The following is an 18,271-nucleotide window of genomic DNA, read 5'->3' on the forward strand; positions in this document are numbered from 1 at the left end:
AGGTGTCATGAAAAATAAAAAAGTTCAACAGGATTCCCGTTGAACTTCTTTGTTTTTTTATTCGTTATCAACTCGCTTTAATGGTTGATCTGCTGGACCTTCCATAACATCCCCATCAATTGAAAAACGGGAACCGTGACAAGGGCAATCCCAAGTACAATCACCGCTATTCCATTCAACTTCACAGCCGAGGTGTGTGCAAGTTGTATCGACGATATGTAATTTTCCTTCTTTATCTTTATAAGCACCTGCTCGTTTACCGTTGACATGTACAACAGAACCCTCGCCAACTTCAAGATTTTCTGGCTTACGTAATGCGGTTTCAATTTTTCCTTCAATTAAGTGTTTAGCAACATCAATGTTCTGAGAGAGGAAAGTTTTTATATCCGGATTTGCATGAAAGCGTGATGGTGCAAACAGTTCTTTATATGGACTGTGGACTTTTAGAATGGAGTCCTTCAGTAAATGAGCTGCTGCAGTTCCAGTCGTCATTCCCCATTTACGATATCCAGTTGCCACAAATATATTTGGATTCCTTTCGTTAATATGTCCGATATAAGGGAGTTTATCTAGCGTGATTAAATCTTGCGCTGACCATCTATAAGGAATTTCATCTACTCCAAAAGTAGATTCAGCAAAGGAATATAGTGCATCATAATGAAGCATCGTATTAATTCCTTGGCCTGTTTTATGGCTCTCTCCGCCAATCAATATCAACTTTTCTCCATTGCTTGTCGTATAACGTATGGAGCGTTTTGGATCATCGATACTTAAATACATGCCCCCTGGATAATCCGTTTTTGCTTTTATTGCGAGGGCATAGGAGCGTTCTGCGTACATTCGCGTAAAGAAAAAGCTATTAGCATCATAAAAAGGAAAATGTGAACAAGAGACAATATATTTACAAGTGATGCGATGGTCACCCTTTGTAATAACTTGTGGATAATCTCCTTTTTCCACATCAATGGCTGTTGTTTGCTCATAAACTTTTCCGCCCATTTCCACAAACTTTTCTAAAAGTGTTTTTAAATAAAGGAGGGGATGGAATTGGGCTTGATTTTTCATCACAAGTGCAGATTGTACGGGAATAGGAATCGACAGGGATTGAACATAGTCACAAGGAATATTTAATTTTTGATAGGCTTCATATTCTTTCGTTAAATTTCGCAGGCCATTATTGGTAGTTGTATATAAATACGAATCTTCATTTGTGAAATTACAGTCGATTTTATATGTTTGTACAGTCTCGTTTATGAATTGTAGAGCTTTACTATTTGATTCGTAGTAAAGCCTGGCTTTTTCAACACCAAAATTGTTTATTAATTCATCATAAATAAGATCATGTTGAGCTGTTACTTTTGCGGTTGTATGCCCAGTTGTTCCATTTAAAACAGAACCAGAATCAATTAAAACGACTTTCATTCCTTCTTTCGCGAGTAAATAGGCGGTGGTAATGCCTGTAATACCAGCTCCGATAACAGCAACTTCTGTCTTTATATTTTCGGATAAATGAGGAAAAGTAGGAAATTGAGTAGATTCAATCCAATAGGATGATGGTAACTGTGGAAATGTGTCATCTGTCATTTTGAAAACCTCCAAATTAGAACAATTTTCCTTTTAATATTTCCATATTATATGGAATTCATGTATGTTGTTTTTGTAGCGTTCTATTTTTACTAAATGAAAGAAAAAAATATTTTAATATAATTATTTTATTGGGGAAGTATGAAGAAGTAGGATTTATATAAAGCTAAATTCAAGTGATTCCATTTGTTGATTACATAGAGAGTTCTTGAATAAGATAGAGTCTATGTTGTTTAAGTGGATATGTATATATACCTGATAAAGCCGTATGAAATCTATGCTTTTTCTTTAGTGAAATAAAGTATAATTATAAAAATATAACCAACTTTTATTACTAGGTCATAAAAGTTGTTGACAATATAGAAATTCTATTGTTATGATTCATCATGTGGAAAGGTTGATAGAGAGTAAAAAGAGAAATGTTTTTCATTGATAATAAAAGCGAAAATTAAGTGACGATAGAGTGAGTATATTTTCCTTATGATAAATGCTTTTTGGATCACGTAGTAAAATCAATCTGGAAGCAAGAATTGATATATGCAAGTTGCGCGGGGCGCGGCATAAGAAAGGGGCAAAAGGATGAAGGAGCTTCATACGTTTGGGTGGTATGCAGCACGTGTAGCACCACATTTGCCGAAAAAAGCATTTAAACCAGTTCCTAATCGATTATTTGGTGGACTGGCTTATTTACTTGTGGCATTGGCTGGTTTAATAACGATCGGTGTATTTGAATTGAATGTGTGGGCAAATCTAGGAATTGCAATTGTTCTTGGATTATGTTTTGCTTCACTTGGATTTTTAGGACATGAAATTTTACATGGAACAGTTGTAAGAAAGGCATGGCTTCGTGATTTTTTAGGTGCGATAGCATTTATGCCATTATCAACTGGCCCAAAACTTTGGAGAAAGTGGCATAATGCAACGCATCATGTTCACACACAGCATGAAGAGAATGATCCAGATGCATGGCCGACATTTGAGAAACTGAAAAAGAGTAAGTTTTTGAATTGGGTATATCGCATGCCTCTTCATGTACGTTCATTCTTTAGTTTCCTGTCACTAACAATTCAATTTACGTTACATTCGACTCGAATGTTCTTTCATTTTATAAAAGAATTTAAGTCATCCAATCAAAAATCTGTATGGCTTCAACTTCTTTTGCCCTGGACAGTTTGGATTAGTTTATTGTTTATTATGGGACCTACAAAGTGGTTCTTTGCATACGTGATTCCGTTGTTAATTGCTAACTTTATTGTAATGGCGTATATCGCAACAAATCACCGCTTAAATCCTATTGTTCCAGTAAATGATCCTTTAGCAAACTGTTTATCAGTAACAGTACCGCGCTGGGTAGACGTTTTACATTTCAATTTCTCATACCATACAGAACATCATCTGTTTCCTGCTATGAGTTCTAAATACTATCCATTAGTAAAAGATAAAATTAAAGAAATGTGGCCGGAACGCTATCACGAAATGCCGATGACAAAAGCATTGGCAGCACTTTGGAATACACCACGTGTGTATTATCACGGAAGTGAATTAGTTGATCCGCATAGGGAGCATTTCTATGGTTCTTTAGGAAATGGATTGGATCCTCATAATATTTCATATCGTGAGGAACATATAGAGGAAAAAGAGACTATAAAAAAAGCAAATCAATAATAGATATATTTTACGATGAAAAAGCAAGCTCTCTTAGAGCTTGCTTTTTGTTATAAAGAAACTTCTTTCTTGTTCTTTGTCTTGACTTGGACAGAGTTATTTTCTTTCCGTTGTAGTCGTTTCTCTAGAAGATTAACAAAATAAGTAAATAGAAGAACAAGTACGAGATAATATAAACCAACGATTATATATGTATCTAATTGTTGGAAGTTACCTGCAGCGATGGATAAACCTGATCCCCATAATTCGGACAATCCTACGTAAGCAACAAGAGAAGAATCTTTTAATCCAATAATAAATTGGTTCCCTAGAGGGGGAAGAGACAGACGAAATGCTTGTGGTAATATAATTCGGCGCATAGCTAAAGGGTAAGGCATACCTAAAGAGCGAGCAGCTTCCAATTGTCCCCGGTCAACGGACTGAATGGATCCGCGGAAAATTTCAGTAATATATGCACCGTTATGAATTGCTAAAGCAATTGCTCCTGCCCAAAAAGGGGTAAAAACAACAACGGATGTAATCCCAAAATAGAGAATCGCGATTTGAACAATTAAAGGTGTACCACGAATAATGGCGATGTATACATGAGCAATACTATTTAAAACCTTATTGTTAGAGATTCGAAAGAAAGCGACTAGTAATCCAATTAGTGAACCGAGTAATAGGGATGTTAATGTTAATTGTAATGTGACAATAGTAGCCTTTAACAGTGTGGGATAGGTAGAGATAAAAATTTCAAACATATGTGTCACCTCATATTGTATGGATTTTAGTAGGGAATGAAATACCCCACATACAAAGTGGGGCATGATTTATGAAATCTCTAAATGGCTAACTTACTTTGTTTTTGCCTCGTCTCCAAGAATATTACGCCCAAACCATTTTTTACTGATTTTTTCATACGTGCCGTCTTTAATGATTTCATCTAGCGCTTTATTTACCTTTTCGACCATGTCTTTATTGTCTTTATGAATAGCAATTCCCATTTCATCAAGGTTTAACGGTTTTCCAGCTTCTTTTATATTGGATTTACCTTCTTTAATCATACGAAGACCAACCATTTGATCAGTAATAACTGCGTCTACACGTCCTGGTTCTAAGTCCATAAGTGCAGTAATATCACTATCATATTCTGTAATTTGATCTGTATATTTTGCAACAAGGGTTTTGAAAGTACTTGCTTTTACAACACCTATTTTTTTACCTTTCAAGTCCTCTGGAGAAGAGATAGATGTATTCTTTTTAGCTACAAAAATTTGTGCACCAGAGCGATAATATGGATTTGAGAAATTCACGGCTTTTAATCGCTCTTCTGTAATAGCCATACTTCCTAATATCACATCATATTTTTTTGATTGTAGTCCTTGAATCAATGTTTCCCAAGGATTTGTAACAGGAACAGGTTTCATTCCCATCTTTTTCCCGAGAGCTTCACCTATTTCTACATCAAAACCGACAAGTTTCCCGTCATTTTCTTTATAGTTAAAAGGTTTGTATAAACCACTCATCGCATAACGAAATTCCTTTTTACTATTAGATGAAGTAGTAGAGCTTTCCTTACTACAGGCTCCTAGTATGAAGGATGTACATAATGTAATACTCGCAACAATGGTTAATAGTTTTCTTTTCATAAAACCCCTCCTATATATTGATCATACGGATGGTTTTAAGTATGTTATCGAGATATTTTATTTGGACAATTAGTTGTGCCCCGTATGAATGTATTTCTTTACGTTTGAAACAGAAGTTACCTTATAAAACGTTGCGTAAGAATTGCTTTGCCCGTTCATGTGATGGAGCGGAAAAAAATTGCTCTGGCGAAGCATCCTCTACAATTTTCCCGTCATCCATAAAGATGACGCGGTCAGCTACATCTCTTGCGAAATTCATTTCATGAGTAACAATAACCATTGTCATTCCTTCTTCAGCAAGTTCTTTCATAACTTGCAATACTTCTCCAACGAGTTCAGGGTCTAAGGCTGAGGTAGGTTCATCAAATAGCATAATTTTAGGGTTCATAGCAAGAGCTCGTGCAATCGCAACGCGTTGTTTTTGACCACCTGAAAGTAGGTGAGGAGTTACATCCGCCTTATCTTGTAGGCCGACTTTTTGTAGGAGTTGATTCCCAACATCCTTCGCGTCTGCTGTCTCCAATTTTTTTACGTGAATAGGTGCTTCTATGATGTTTTCTAGTGAGGTCATATGAGGAAAGAGGTTAAAATGTTGAAAAACCATACCGACATTTTCACGGACTTTGTTTAAATTTGAATGCTTCAGATCAATTCGTTCACCTTGTAAGTGAATTTCACCTTCATCGTATATTTCTAAAAAGTTAAGACAGCGAAGTAATGTACTTTTGCCGGAACCACTGGCACCGATTAAAACAACAACTTCTTTTTCTTTTACTTCTAAATCAATTCCTTTTAAAACATCAAGTGAGCCAAATGATTTTACTAGATTTCGAACTTGAATCATACAAAACCCCCAGTCAAAAATATATTTTACAAATGTTGCCCCTTATTTCTGTTATTAGTCATAAATTGTCAGAATCCTTTATTTTTTTCAGGGGGATTTAATATTCAAAGAAATAATGATTTTTAAAATCCCTATATCTTTCTATAACGAAAATATGGATAATAATATATAGGTAGTACTTATATTGCTTATAAGAAGGGGGAAAGAAGAGATGGGAAAAGAAAGAAAAACATTTTCCTTTGGCTTGCGTATACAGCTTATGTTATTTACTACAGTTTTAGCTTTCATTACATATTCAACAAGTTTAATTTTCATTTACGTTATATATGATTACTTTCAAAGTTATGTAAGTCAAACTGTTTATAATATTATCGTTATGTTATTAGGTGTAGTATGGTCTGGAATTTTAGCGTATGGGGCAGCAATATTTTTAATTAAACCACTGCGAAAGTTGGAAGAAGCGGCAAGGAAAGCGGCTGAAGGTGATATTCGTGAAGATGTCCCATTGCCAAAGACCGATGATGAGATTAAATCTTTAAGTGTTGCATTTAATATGATGCTAGGGAACTTAAGGGACATGGTAAAAAATATCGATACTACATTTTCGTATACAAATAATCAAGTTCAGCAAATTAGAAAACAAACAGGTGAAGCGACAAAGCAAGCACAAGGTGTGTCTGAAACTCTTGCGGAGATTTCTTACGGTGCCGAGCAATCAGCAGCATCGATTCAAGCGATCGTTTCTACTGTTGATACAACGACTTCTATTGCAAATGAAGTAGAAGGAAAAGCAAAACAGTCTGACGAGTTGTCTTCAGAAATGGTTCAAGCTTTAGGACAAAGTACACGTGTCTTTACGTCTTTAATTCAAGGTATTCAAACATTGGCGAGAGAAAATGAAGATTCGATGGAAAATGTACAGAAATTAGAAGAGAGAATGAAACAAGTTGAACACATTGTTTCTGTTGTGAGTGAGATTGCTAGCCAAACGAATTTATTAGCACTCAACGCTTCTATTGAGGCAGCTCGTGCAGGAGAGCATGGAAGGGGCTTTGCGGTTGTAGCAGAAGAAGTACGTAAACTTGCTGATGAAAGTGATCATTCCGCAAGAAACATATCGCAGTTATTACGGAATATGCAAGATGAAGTACAGCAAGTCGCATTGAAAATGACAGAGCAGGTGAAGACAGCTAAAGAAGAGGCGAAACGCGGAGAAGCTACAGAATTAATTTTAAAAGAAATGTCATCAAGTGTTATGGAAGTAGCCGATGCAACCAAGCAAATTAGTAGTTATATGAATGAACAAGTGAGTCACATTCATCAAACAGGAGCACAAACAAAGGCTGTAGCAGCAATTGCGGAAGAAACGTCAGCTGGTTCACAAGAAGTGGCACGTGTGACACTGCAACAGTCTAAAAATATGATAGCAATCGATCAATTATTAAAAGACTTAGAGAAGCAATCAGCGGATTTAAAACAAACAATTGAACGGTTTTCAATGTAAAAGAGAAGAACAGAATGCTGTTCTTCTCTTTTTTTAGCTAGATTTAATATCTACAGTTAAAAAGTATAAACTATGAACGTTTCCGCAACATTCTTTTCTATCCCTTTCGGATGAAAATTATAGCGAGCTATAATATTAAAAGGGGTGTCTTTTATGAAAAAAGAAAAAAGACAACGATTAATTAAACAATTTGTAAAGGAGTATGAAATAGAGAAGCAAGAAAGATTAGTAGAATTGTTAGCAAAAAAAGATGTGTTAGTAACACAAGCTACAGTTTCTCGAGATATTCGTGAGTTAAACTTAACGAAGGTACCTTCTCAAGAAGGATTAATGATATATAAATTTTTCTCAGAAGAGCATTTACAAACTGATATAAAGTTAAAGAAAAAATTACGAGAGGTTGTTGTAAAAATTGATTGTGTAGATCAATTAATGGTTATTAAAACATTACCCGGTAATGCACATGTTATTGGTGTTTTGTTTGATGAGTTAGATTGGAAAGAAAAAATAGGATGTATATGTGGAAATGATACATGCCTTATAATTTCTCAGTCGAAATCAGATAGGGAGATTTTAGAAGAAAGGTTAAATTTAATTATTTAGATGCAAAATCCTGTTTTTAATAAAAATTAAAAACAGGATTTTTTAAAAATACGGAAGTTAAATATTCAGCATATATGCGTAATATATGTATTTTTTTATTGAAAAAGCGGGATGGAATGTTATAAAAATACAAATTTATATGATTTTAAAAAAACAACTTGTTTAATATTTCACAATGATAATGTGGATGTTTTCACAAAGATGAAAGCGCGTAGCATTTATTATGTACTTGTAAGACATCAAACATATTTCAAAGGAGGTACAACAAATGAAGCATCCGATACATGTTACTTCAGAAATTGGGGAATTACAAACAGTTTTATTAAAACGACCTGGTAAAGAAGTGGAAAACTTAACGCCAGATTATTTGCAACAATTATTATTTGACGATATTCCATACTTACCAATTATTCAAAAAGAGCATGATTATTTTGCACAAACATTACGCAATCGGGGTGTTGAAGTTCTTTATTTAGAAAAACTAGCTGCTGAGGCATTAGTAGATAAAAAACTTCGAGAAGAATTTGTTGATCGTATTTTAGAAGAAGGACAGGCTGACGTAAATGTTGCACATCAAACTTTAAAAGAATATTTACTTTCCTTTTCAAATGAAGAATTAATTCAAAAAATTATGGGTGGTGTACGGAAAAACGAAATTGAAACAAGTAAGAAGACACATTTATACGAATTAATGGAAGATCATTATCCGTTTTACTTAGACCCAATGCCTAATTTATATTTTACTCGTGATCCAGCAGCTAGCGTGGGCGATGGTTTAACGATAAATAAGATGAGAGAACCGGCGCGTAGACGTGAATCATTATTCATGGAGTACATCATTAAATATCATCCAAGATTTGCAAATCACAATGTGCCAATTTGGCTAGATCGTGATTATAAGTTTCCGATTGAAGGTGGCGATGAGCTAATTTTAAATGAAGAAACAATTGCAATTGGAGTATCTGCCCGTACGTCAGCTAAAGCAATTGAACGTTTAGCTAAAAATCTTTTTAGCCGACAAAATAAAATTAAGAAAGTGTTAGCGATAGAAATTCCAAAATGCCGAGCATTTATGCATTTAGATACAGTGTTTACAATGGTTGATTATGACAAGTTTACAATTCACCCAGCCATTCAAGGGCCAAAAGGAAATATGAATATTTATATTTTAGAAAAAGGCCCAGATGTGGAAACTCTTAAAATTACACATCGTACTTCTTTAATGGAAGCATTAAAAGAGGTATTAGGTTTAAGTGAATTAGTTCTTATTCCTTGTGGAGGAGGAGATGCAATTGCTTCCGCTCGTGAACAATGGAATGACGGTTCTAATACATTAGCAATTGCGCCAGGTGTAGTTGTTACATATGATCGCAACTATGTATCCAATACGTTATTACGGGAACATGGTATAGAAGTCATTGAGGTGCTAAGTTCGGAATTATCTCGTGGTCGTGGGGGTCCACGTTGCATGAGTATGCCAATTGTTCGTAAAGATATTTAGTATAAATAACGGAGAAAGTAGGGATGAAGTATGTTAATGACTAGACCAAATTTAAAAGGAAGAAGCTTTCTAGCTGAAAAAGATTTTACACAAGAAGAATTATTATATTTTCTAGATTTAGCAGCAGAATTAAAAGAGAAAAAGAAAAACGGTGTCCCACATCATTATTTAGAAGGTAAAAATGTAGCGCTATTATTTGAAAAAACCTCTACTCGTACGCGATGTGCATTTACAGTAGCATGTACAGATTTGGGGGCGAACCCTGAATATTTAGGGAAAGGTGATATTCAGCTTGGGAAAAAAGAATCCGTAGAGGATACAGCAAAAGTGTTAGGACGCATGTTTGACGGAATTGAGTTTCGTGGATTTAATCATGAAACTGTAGAATCTTTAGCACAAAATTCTGGTGTGCCGGTTTGGAATGGATTAACAGATATGTGGCATCCAACACAAACACTTGCAGATTTATTAACAATTCGAGAACATGTAGGGAAATTAAAAAATGTGAAGCTCGTTTACGTTGGAGATGGACGAAATAATGTTGCTAATAGCTTACTAGTTGGTGGAGCGATCGTTGGAATGGATGTACGTATTTGTACACCGGAATCTTTATGGCCAGAGCAAGAAGTAATTGATTTAGCAAAAAAATATAATGAACAGGTAATGATAACAAGTAATGTGGAAGAAGCTGTTGCGAATGCAGATGTAATTTATACAGATGTATGGGTGTCTATGGGGGAAGAAGAAAAATTTGCTGAACGTGTCGAGTTATTGAAACCTTATCAAGTAAATATGAAAATGATTAAAGAAACAGGAAATGAAAATGTGATTTTCTTACATTGTTTACCTGCATTTCATGATGTTGAAACGATGTATGGTGAGGAAGTTTATGAAAAATATGGGTTGAGGGAAATGGAGGTAACTGACGAAGTATTCCGCAGTAAACATTCAAAAGTATTTGATCAGGCTGAAAATAGAATGCATACAATTAAAGCGGTTATGGCAGCTACTTTAGGCAACATGGAGTAAAGAAGAAAGGGAGTCTTCCTTTCTTCTTTCTCCTCCTTTAGACACTATCATTCACTATTGCTTTCGTAGTGTTATTGCAATTAAAGAGAGGTGAGTGGAATGGGTGAAGATAAGAAATTAGGGTTGTTTACATTAACGGCGCTTGTAGTGGGGTCTATGATTGGCGGTGGAGCATTTAATTTAGCAAGTGATATGGCAAAAGGTGCTGGTGCTGGAGCCATTATTATTGGTTGGGTTATAACAGGAATTGGGATGATTGCGCTTGGATTATCTTTTCAAAATCTAACTGTAAAACGGCCTGATTTAGATGGTGGTATTTTTAGCTATGCAAAAGCAGGATTTGGTAATTTTATGGGGTTTAATAGTGCGTGGGGATATTGGCTATCTGCCTGGCTTGGTAATGTAGCTTACGGCACATTATTGTTTTCTTCATTAGGGTATTTCTTCCCAATCTTTGAAGGCGGTCAAAATGTAGCATCCATTATTGGTGCAAGCGTATTATTATGGTGTGTTCACATGTTAATTTTACGTGGAGTTCAATCAGCAGCACTTGTGAATTTAGTAACTACAATCGCAAAATTAGTACCTGTATTTGTATTTATTGTCATAGGAATCTTCGCGTTTCATATTGATACATTCCTAGATGGATTTTGGGGACAAACTGGTTCTTTTTCATGGGGAGCGGTTGGCGGCCAAGTTAAAAGTACAATGCTTGTAACTTTATGGGTGTTCATTGGGGTAGAAGGGGCTGTTGTTTTATCTAGTCGAGCAAAAAATAGAAGTGATGTAGGGAAAGCAACGGTTATTGGCTTAGTTGGTACACTCATCATTTACATTTTAATTACATTACTGTCTCTTGGACTTATGCAGCAAGCAGATATTGCTAATTTAAAAAATCCGTCCATGGCTTATTTATTTGAAAGTGTTGTTGGAAAATGGGGTGCTATCTTTATTAATTTAGGTTTAGTTATCTCTGTATTAGGTGCTTGGTTAGGTTGGACTTTACTCGCATCTGAAATTCCGTATTTGGCGGCTAAAGACGGAGTATTTCCAAAATGGTTTGCAAAAGAAAATAAAAATAAGGCTCCAATAAATTCATTATGGATAACAAATGGCTTAATTCAAATGTTCTTATTAACATTCGTTGTTTCCGATCAGGCGTATAACTTTGCATTCTCGTTAGCATCTTCAGCTATTTTAATCCCATATGCTTTTTCAGCATTTTATCAACTGAAGCATAGCTTAAAGTCTGAAGAAGCGGATCGAAATAAAAATATAATAATTGGTTTGATAGCAAGTATTTATGGTGTGTGGTTAGTTTATGCAGCTGGTTTAGAGTATTTATTATTAACAATGACTTTATATGCGCCAGGTATTTTTATTTTTTACAATGTTCAAAAGCAAAAGAGTTCGAAGCAAATATTTACTCGAGTGGAATTAGCATCATCGGTAGCAATTGGTGCTTTAGCATTCTTTGCGATTTATGGATTAATTACAGGCAGTATTACTTTATAAAGCGTTGTGAAAGCGAAATCAACTGGAGGGCTGAAATATGGGACGAAGAAAAATTGTAGTTGCACTAGGGGGAAATGCGATACAGTCTGGAAAAGCTACTGCAGGGGCACAGCAAGAAGCGCTGGAAAAAACAGCGGAACAACTTGTGAAAATAATGGAAAATGATGTAGATATAGTAATTGCGCATGGAAATGGCCCACAAGTGGGAAATATTTTATTACAGCAAAAAGCTGCAGAAACGGAAAAGACACCTGCAATGCCATTAGATACTTGTGGTGCAATGAGCCAAGGGATGATTGGATATTGGATGGAAAATGCGATTGAAAAGGCATTGAAAAAACGGAATATAAAAAAAGACGTAGCAACGGTTATAACACGCGTTGTCGTGGATGAAAAAGATGAGGCATTTAAAAATCCAACTAAACCAATTGGTCCTTTTTATACAGAAGAAGAGGCCAGAAGATTAATGGAAGAAACAAAAGCAGTGTTTAAAGAAGATGCTGGCAGAGGGTGGAGACGTGTTGTTCCATCACCGAAGCCTGTAAGTATTCATGAGCATAAAGTAATTAATTCTTTAGTTGAGGATGGAAATATAGTGATAGCTGTTGGTGGTGGTGGAATTCCAGTAATTGATTCCGAAGAAGGGTTAAAAGGAACTGAAGCAGTTATTGATAAAGATTTCGCTGCGCAGAAACTAGCTGAATTAGTAGATGCCGATACGCTCGTAATTTTAACTGCAGTTGATCATGTGTATGTGAATTATAATCAACTGAATCAAAAAAAATTAGAGCATGTTACAGTGAATCAATTAGAAGAATACATTGAAGAAAAACAATTTGCTGCGGGAAGTATGCTTCCAAAAATTGAAGCTGCTATTAATTTTGTTAATACAAATCCAAAACGAAAAACAATTATTACGTCTTTAGAAAAAGTATATGAAGCACTAGAAGAAAAAGCTGGTACTATTATTTCTAAACAGGATGTATGCATGTATGTTTAAATAATTATGTAATCTACTTATTGGTAAAAAAAGAGTGAAGTTAGTAACTTCATTCTTTTTACTTATTAATATTTTTTGTACTCATTGTTCATAAAGTTTTCATGATGAAATCCGAATATATAAGTTAATTATGATAAAATTTAATTTGAATACGCTTTCTTAATTTTTCGCTCCAACATACAGCAAGAGAGAGGGAATTTTATGAACAGACGGAACGTAGTTAAAGATTTAAAGCAGTTTGAATTATTTGCTCATTTAACAGAAAAGAAATTGAAAGGTTTGACGGAGTTTGTCTATTGGCGAACTTACAAAAAGGGTCAATTTTTATTTTTAGAAGGGGATTCAAGAGAAAGAATTTACTTCATGTTAGATGGTTTTGTAAAGTTAGAGCGGGTAAATCAAAGTGGAAATTTATTATATGATGACTATGTAAAGCGGTATTCTATTTTTCCTTATGGTGGTATGTTCACAGACAGAGGATATAACTATACGGCAGAAGCGATGACAGATGTAGAAGTATATTATATTCCGACAGTAATTTTCGAAGATATGGTGAAATCTAGTAGGACGCAATTAATGTACGTTGTTCAGCAATTATCATCGATATTAAAACTAAACGAAAATCGAGTACAAAATATTACAATTCCTAATGCACAAGATCGGGTCATTCAAACATTAAATTATTTAATGCAGGATTTAGGAGAACAGAGTGGCGAAACAATTGTAATTTCATGCCCACTTACAACAATTGAAATCTCGAAAATATCTGGTACGTCTCGAGAGACGGTTAGCGGCGTATTAAAACAATTAAAAAATGATAGTATTGTTACAATTCTGGATAAAAAAATTACAATACATAACCCAACATATTTTGAGGAAATCTCTATGTGAAAATTGCATATTGATTTTCTAATTCATATTGTATATTAATAAGGTTCTTTATATATTTATAAGGAACTTTTTTACATTATCCTCTATAAAATGATTGTATAGTATGGTAATAATAGCTAAAATCGATAATAAAAAAGCAAAGGGAAGGGGAGAAGGAATGATTCGAATTGAGTATGATCGATTAGTAGCTATTTGTTACAGTATAGGGGTTTTGTTATTATTAAAAATTCCAAACGATAATGAATTAATTGGGGAAAAACTATTCAATTTCTATAAGGTTCCGGTATATACATATATTTATATGGATTATAAGGTTTCAAATATATTATTTGTTTCTTTCGTACTACATGTAATCGCATTTATATTATTTGTAAAATGGCTAGTAAAAAAGAAATCTAGTACATTTAGAACAATGAATAAGATAAAAGTAGTAGGCATTAGTATTTTGATTTTAATGATGCCGTTTATTCTAAATAACATCCTCCATACATTGAATAAAACATGGTACTACGCAGGAAAAACAGGGGTAGAGGCGATAGAATATAAAAAAGAAGATAGTCAGTGTAGAATGGAGAAAAATGGAGAGGATATCGAACAAAAGTGCATTGTGACTTTAAAAAATTATCGTAATCATTCACAGGCATTAAAAGTTGTTTTATATGATAATGTAAACGAGAATTCAAAAGGTTATCCAGTACCGAAACCAGTCTATTTACAAAAACATGAGACAAAGCAATTCGAATTTCAAATTCCTGGTGCTTATAATAGTGGTATTGAAAAAGATAAAGTACCAAATATTAAATTACATTCATTGCATAAAAATGATGAGAAATACAATTAATCCGTAATTGAAAGTTTATGAGTAGGAGCAATAATTTGAAACGATATAGAAAATCAACTTGAATCATCCAACATGCTGTGAGGTAACGGCATATTGGATGATTTTTTATTTTATCCCCTTTTTTACGTATGAAAGGGTGGGATACTTTGTTGAAAACGAAAAACATTACAAGGATCATATGCTGTCTTCACTTTACGCAACCTTTGAAAATTAGAGCCATAATAACTAGTTTGCCAATTTTTTATGTCGATATCGGGCCAATTGACATAGTCTCCTAGTGTGTAAGGATCTAAGCTTTCCCGTAAATCTTTAACCCAGCGTATATTTCGGTTTTCTTCATCATCGCATTTCCAAGAGGTAATATATTCTTGAGCAATAATTGCCTTGCGGTGGAAATAAGCTGTTTCATTAGGGGAAATGTTTTCTACAGCACCTACGAGTGATTGGTGCCAAATACTCGCATCTTTATTTGGTGCATGAGAAAGAAAATGTTGCATGATTTGAATGCCTTTAAGGGGAATCGTTTTATATACATAGGAACCAGAGCGCTTAAATTTTTCAGGGATATTACCGCTATTAAAGAATTGAACAGCCTTTATATAAGGAACTTCATCTATAAAGAGAGAGGGGTTACCAGTTTCAAGAAGAGGAGATAATAGAGGATAGAGTTCAGAGGGAGAGCCAACAAATTCACCCTTCACCTCAATTTTATTTCGTTGTTTGGAGAATAATTCAATTGATGAAGTGAGACGTTCATCTATATAAGGTGCCCAGTTTTGCCAAGCTTGAAATGCAGCAATAAAGTCTTCCCATTCCCATGTAATCGAGAAAATTGAGACATTTTTTATAGGATGGACACGAAAAGTTAAGGAAGTAACAATCCCGAAATTCCCACCCCCACCGCCGCGGCATGCCCAAAATAGGTTAGGGTTTTCTTGTTCATTTGCACGAATGAGTTTTGCACCAAATTTTCCGCACGCTTGTACCATTTCGACTTCTACTAATTGATCACATGTTAGTCCAAATAAGCGTGAAAGCATGCCGATGCCACCGCCAAGTGTTAATCCAACGATACCAACACTTGCACTTGTGCCAGCTGGTATTGTAACACCGTGTTTCCAAAGTTCTTTATAAACAGTGCCAAGATTTGCACCCGCTTCAATTGTTGCTGTTAATTTCCCTGTATTAACCGTAATTTGCTTCATTTCACTCACATCAATAATAAGTCCTCGATTTAAAAGAGAGAAATTTTCATAGTTATGACGTCCGCTTCTTAAGCGAAATGGTACATGATGCTCACGTGCCCACTTTAAGGCGTTACACACATCATTTTTATTTTGACAAAAAACAATAATACAAGGGAGTTTTGGAATACTTAAATTTAAATTCATTCGGGCTATGTCATACCCGGGATCCGAAGGAACGACGATACGACCAGTTAATTTTGTTTGTTTCAATTTGTATCTCCTTTCTGAAATAATATGAGTTTGTATTAGTATATGAAGAGTGTGTTTAACGCGTATGGACAAGAAGCAGAGAAGTGTTAGATTTATCCTGCTAGTTGTGAGCAGTAAGACCCCCACCTCAAAATCTGGCTGAAGCAAAGAAGTTAGATGAAAATCAGGACGCTCGTAAAAGTACGATTGGTGTGGGCTAATAATCAGTGGGGAATGGACACCCCCCACTGATTAAAGTTTCGTTTTACCTTTGCGAGAAATAAATAAAGCATAAGAATAAGGAATCTACATGGAGTTCAATGAAAACAGTTGCAAACTCTCCATATTTTGTTATGATAGTGTTACGAAAACGTTTGCATAAAAAATAGAGATGCAAAAGGAGAGAGTTATTATGAAGAAAACATGGTGGAAAGAAGCAGTTGCTTATCAAATTTATCCACGTAGCTTTATGGATTCAAATGGTGATGGTATTGGAGATTTACAAGGTATTATTGCAAAACTAGATTATTTAAAAGATTTAGGTATAGATGTAATTTGGATTTGTCCAATGTATAAGTCACCTAATGATGATAATGGTTATGATATTAGTGATTATCAAGACATTATGGATGAGTTTGGTACAATGGCAGATTTTGATGCTTTACTAGATGAAGTTCATAAGCGTGATATGAAGCTTATTATTGATTTGGTTATTAATCATACGAGTGATGAACATCCATGGTTTATTGAATCGCGTTCATCTAAAGACAATCCGAAGCGTGATTGGTATATTTGGCATGATGGCAAATATGGTGCGGAACCAAACAACTGGGAAAGTATTTTTAATGGTTCGGCATGGGAATACGATGAAGTAACAGGACAATATTATTTACATTTATTCTCACGTAAACAACCAGATTTAAACTGGGAGAATAAAGAAGTTCGCGAAGTGTTATACGATACGGTTAATTGGTGGCTTGATAAAGGAATTGATGGTTTCCGTGTGGATGCGATCAGTCATATTAAGAAAGAAGATGGCCTCAAGGATATGCCAAATCCAAAAGAATTAAAATATGTGCCATCTTTTGATAAACATATGAATGTGGATGGTATTCAACCTTTATTAGAAGAGTTAAAAGAAAATACATTTTCTAAGTACGATATTATGACTGTTGGTGAAGCTAATGGCGTTAAAATTGAAGATGCTGAGCTTTGGGTTGGAGAAGAGCAAGGTAAATTCAATATGGTATTCCAGTTTGAGCATTTAAGCTTATGGGATGCAGAAAAGAAGAAAGATCTTGATGTTGTAGGGTTGAAAAAGGTATTAACGAAATGGCAAAAAGGATTAGAAAATAAAGGATGGAATGCTTTATACATTGAGAATCACGATAAACCACGTATCGTTTCAACGTGGGGAGATGATAAACAATATTGGCGTGAAAGTGCAACAGCTCTAGGAGCGATGTATTTCTTTATGCACGGTACACCATTTATTTATCAAGGACAAGAAATTGGTATGACAAATGTTCAGTTACCAAATATTGAAGATTACGATGATGTAGCAATTAAAAATTTATATCGCGAGAAAATTGCAGAGGGCGTATCACATCAAGATATGATGGAAATTATATGGGCTTCTTGCCGCGATAATTCACGTACACCTATGCAGTGGAACGATGAGCTGAATGCTGGTTTCACAGCAAGTACACCTTGGTTTGGCATGAATCCAAATTACAAAGAAATTAATGTTGAAAAGCAAAAAAATGAAGAAAAGTCTATTTTCAATTTCTATAAGAAAATGATTGCCTTGAAAAAAGAGCACGATGTGTTGAACTACGGTACGTACGATTTACTTTTAGAAGATGATCCACAAATTTATGCGTATACACGTACGTTGCAGGATGAAAAAGTCATTGTAATTAGTAATATCTCAAAAGAGGAAGCTGTGTATAATGAGAGTTTATTCGCATTAGAACGCAAACGTTTGCTTTTAAATAACTATGAAGTTGCGGAACATGAACAAATAACTACAATCACGTTGAAACCTTATGAAACAAGGGTTTATCGCATTTTATAATGAAAAAGGATGCTCCTTGAGCATCTTTTTTTATGAAAAAAAATAAATTTCTATTGCAATGTGAAAACGCTTTTATTAAAATAGATTTATGAAAACGGTTGCGTAAAGATAAAAAAGTAACATAAGGAATCGTTTTCATAAGAGAAACAG

15 protein-coding genes and 1 pseudogene are annotated in these 18,271 nt (G+C 34.7%); 11 read left to right on the plus strand and 5 right to left on the minus strand.

Annotated features, from left to right (window positions below; genetic code table 11):
* Positions 1 to 57: 57 nt before the first annotated feature.
* Complete coding sequence (locus tag JFT89_RS19505; RefSeq protein WP_002016701.1) at positions 58 to 1,584, minus strand: FAD-dependent oxidoreductase; 1,527 nt, start codon at positions 1,582 to 1,584, stop codon at positions 58 to 60.
* Positions 1,585 to 2,163: 579 nt separating this feature from the next.
* On the opposite strand from JFT89_RS19505, the gene desB reads away from it, so the two are divergent.
* The gene (desB, locus tag JFT89_RS19510; protein WP_016096998.1) at positions 2,164 to 3,249 is read left to right on the plus strand and encodes a Delta(10) desaturase DesB; all 1,086 of its coding nucleotides are present in this window, start codon (positions 2,164 to 2,166) and stop codon (positions 3,247 to 3,249) included.
* Between the two features lie 50 nt (positions 3,250 to 3,299).
* Here desB and JFT89_RS19515 read toward each other — a convergent pair whose 3' ends face one another.
* The 3 genes from JFT89_RS19515 to JFT89_RS19525 all read right to left on the minus strand — a co-directional run bounded on the left by JFT89_RS19515 (position 3,300) and on the right by JFT89_RS19525 (position 5,724).
* The gene (locus tag JFT89_RS19515) at positions 3,300 to 3,992 is read right to left on the minus strand and encodes an amino acid ABC transporter permease (RefSeq protein ID WP_002151598.1); all 693 of its coding nucleotides are present in this window, start codon (positions 3,990 to 3,992) and stop codon (positions 3,300 to 3,302) included.
* A gap of 93 nt (positions 3,993 to 4,085) precedes the next feature.
* Positions 4,086 to 4,880 (minus strand): ABC transporter substrate-binding protein, encoded by a 795-nt coding sequence (locus JFT89_RS19520; protein WP_201040468.1) that lies wholly within the window; start codon positions 4,878 to 4,880, stop codon positions 4,086 to 4,088.
* Positions 4,881 to 5,001: 121 nt separating this feature from the next.
* Positions 5,002 to 5,724, minus strand: coding sequence for an amino acid ABC transporter ATP-binding protein (locus tag JFT89_RS19525; RefSeq protein WP_002063621.1), 723 nt, complete (start codon positions 5,722 to 5,724; stop codon positions 5,002 to 5,004).
* Positions 5,725 to 6,100: 376 nt separating this feature from the next.
* Between JFT89_RS19525 and JFT89_RS30915 the strand changes: the two are divergent.
* The 9 genes and pseudogenes from JFT89_RS30915 to JFT89_RS19565 form a co-directional block, all read left to right on the plus strand.
* A pseudogene (locus JFT89_RS30915) lies at positions 6,101 to 6,289 on the plus strand (HAMP domain-containing protein); the annotation flags it as partial.
* 12 nt (positions 6,290 to 6,301) lie between these two features.
* The gene (locus tag JFT89_RS19530; RefSeq protein WP_483862147.1) at positions 6,302 to 7,228 is read left to right on the plus strand and encodes a methyl-accepting chemotaxis protein; all 927 of its coding nucleotides are present in this window, start codon (positions 6,302 to 6,304) and stop codon (positions 7,226 to 7,228) included.
* A gap of 153 nt (positions 7,229 to 7,381) precedes the next feature.
* Positions 7,382 to 7,831 carry an arginine repressor gene (gene argR, locus JFT89_RS19535; protein WP_000711835.1) on the plus strand — a complete coding sequence of 150 codons (450 nt, stop codon included), beginning with the start codon at positions 7,382 to 7,384 and terminating at the stop codon, positions 7,829 to 7,831.
* A gap of 268 nt (positions 7,832 to 8,099) precedes the next feature.
* Complete coding sequence (arcA, locus tag JFT89_RS19540; protein ID WP_000682324.1) at positions 8,100 to 9,332, plus strand: arginine deiminase; 1,233 nt, start codon at positions 8,100 to 8,102, stop codon at positions 9,330 to 9,332.
* 30 nt (positions 9,333 to 9,362) lie between these two features.
* Positions 9,363 to 10,361, plus strand: coding sequence for an ornithine carbamoyltransferase (argF, locus tag JFT89_RS19545; RefSeq protein WP_000930304.1), 999 nt, complete (start codon positions 9,363 to 9,365; stop codon positions 10,359 to 10,361).
* 99 nt (positions 10,362 to 10,460) lie between these two features.
* Positions 10,461 to 11,876, plus strand: coding sequence for an arginine-ornithine antiporter (gene arcD / locus JFT89_RS19550; RefSeq protein ID WP_002016693.1), 1,416 nt, complete (start codon positions 10,461 to 10,463; stop codon positions 11,874 to 11,876).
* A 37-nt stretch (positions 11,877 to 11,913) separates the two neighbouring features.
* Positions 11,914 to 12,876: a carbamate kinase gene (arcC, locus tag JFT89_RS19555; protein WP_002016692.1), complete on the plus strand. Its 963-nt coding sequence runs from the start codon at positions 11,914 to 11,916 to the stop codon at positions 12,874 to 12,876.
* A gap of 201 nt (positions 12,877 to 13,077) precedes the next feature.
* Entirely contained in the window at positions 13,078 to 13,767 is a 690-nt protein-coding gene (locus tag JFT89_RS19560) for a Crp/Fnr family transcriptional regulator (protein WP_001081909.1), read from the plus strand.
* Positions 13,768 to 13,924: 157 nt separating this feature from the next.
* A complete protein-coding gene (locus tag JFT89_RS19565) occupies positions 13,925 to 14,608 on the plus strand; it encodes a hypothetical protein (protein ID WP_016097001.1) in 684 nt (227 codons plus the stop codon).
* 122 nt (positions 14,609 to 14,730) lie between these two features.
* On the opposite strand, the gene JFT89_RS19570 is transcribed toward JFT89_RS19565, so the two are convergent.
* On the minus strand, positions 14,731 to 16,065 hold the full coding sequence (locus JFT89_RS19570) for an FAD-binding oxidoreductase (protein WP_033706348.1): 1,335 nt from the start codon (positions 16,063 to 16,065) through the stop codon (positions 14,731 to 14,733).
* A gap of 391 nt (positions 16,066 to 16,456) precedes the next feature.
* On the opposite strand from JFT89_RS19570, the gene JFT89_RS19575 reads away from it, so the two are divergent.
* A complete protein-coding gene (locus JFT89_RS19575) occupies positions 16,457 to 18,121 on the plus strand; it encodes a glycoside hydrolase family 13 protein (RefSeq protein WP_201040469.1) in 1,665 nt (554 codons plus the stop codon).
* Positions 18,122 to 18,271 lie beyond the last annotated feature (150 nt).

Origin of the sequence: Bacillus sp. TH25 (assembly GCF_016650935.1) — a bacterium.
In the GTDB taxonomy this organism is placed as follows: domain Bacteria; phylum Bacillota; class Bacilli; order Bacillales; family Bacillaceae_G; genus Bacillus_A; species Bacillus_A mycoides.

Excerpts from the sequence above, each read along its gene's own strand:
- arcC (WP_002016692.1), top strand. The coding sequence starts at position 11,914 with ATGGGACGAAGAAAAATTGTAGTTGCACTAGGGGGAAATGCGATACAG.
- JFT89_RS19565 (WP_016097001.1), top strand. The coding sequence starts at position 13,925 with ATGATTCGAATTGAGTATGATCGATTAGTAGCTATTTGTTACAGTATA.
- JFT89_RS19530 (WP_483862147.1), top strand. The coding sequence starts at position 6,302 with ATGGTAAAAAATATCGATACTACATTTTCGTATACAAATAATCAAGTT.
- JFT89_RS19575 (WP_201040469.1), top strand. The coding sequence starts at position 16,457 with ATGAAGAAAACATGGTGGAAAGAAGCAGTTGCTTATCAAATTTATCCA.
- argF (WP_000930304.1), top strand. The coding sequence starts at position 9,363 with ATGTTAATGACTAGACCAAATTTAAAAGGAAGAAGCTTTCTAGCTGAA.
- arcA (WP_000682324.1), top strand. The coding sequence starts at position 8,100 with ATGAAGCATCCGATACATGTTACTTCAGAAATTGGGGAATTACAAACA.
- JFT89_RS19515 (WP_002151598.1), bottom strand. The coding sequence starts at position 3,992 with ATGTTTGAAATTTTTATCTCTACCTATCCCACACTGTTAAAGGCTACT.
- desB (WP_016096998.1), top strand. The coding sequence starts at position 2,164 with ATGAAGGAGCTTCATACGTTTGGGTGGTATGCAGCACGTGTAGCACCA.
- JFT89_RS19505 (WP_002016701.1), bottom strand. The coding sequence starts at position 1,584 with ATGACAGATGACACATTTCCACAGTTACCATCATCCTATTGGATTGAA.
- arcD (WP_002016693.1), top strand. The coding sequence starts at position 10,461 with ATGGGTGAAGATAAGAAATTAGGGTTGTTTACATTAACGGCGCTTGTA.
- JFT89_RS19520 (WP_201040468.1), bottom strand. The coding sequence starts at position 4,880 with ATGAAAAGAAAACTATTAACCATTGTTGCGAGTATTACATTATGTACA.
- JFT89_RS19560 (WP_001081909.1), top strand. The coding sequence starts at position 13,078 with ATGAACAGACGGAACGTAGTTAAAGATTTAAAGCAGTTTGAATTATTT.
- argR (WP_000711835.1), top strand. The coding sequence starts at position 7,382 with ATGAAAAAAGAAAAAAGACAACGATTAATTAAACAATTTGTAAAGGAG.
- JFT89_RS19525 (WP_002063621.1), bottom strand. The coding sequence starts at position 5,724 with ATGATTCAAGTTCGAAATCTAGTAAAATCATTTGGCTCACTTGATGTT.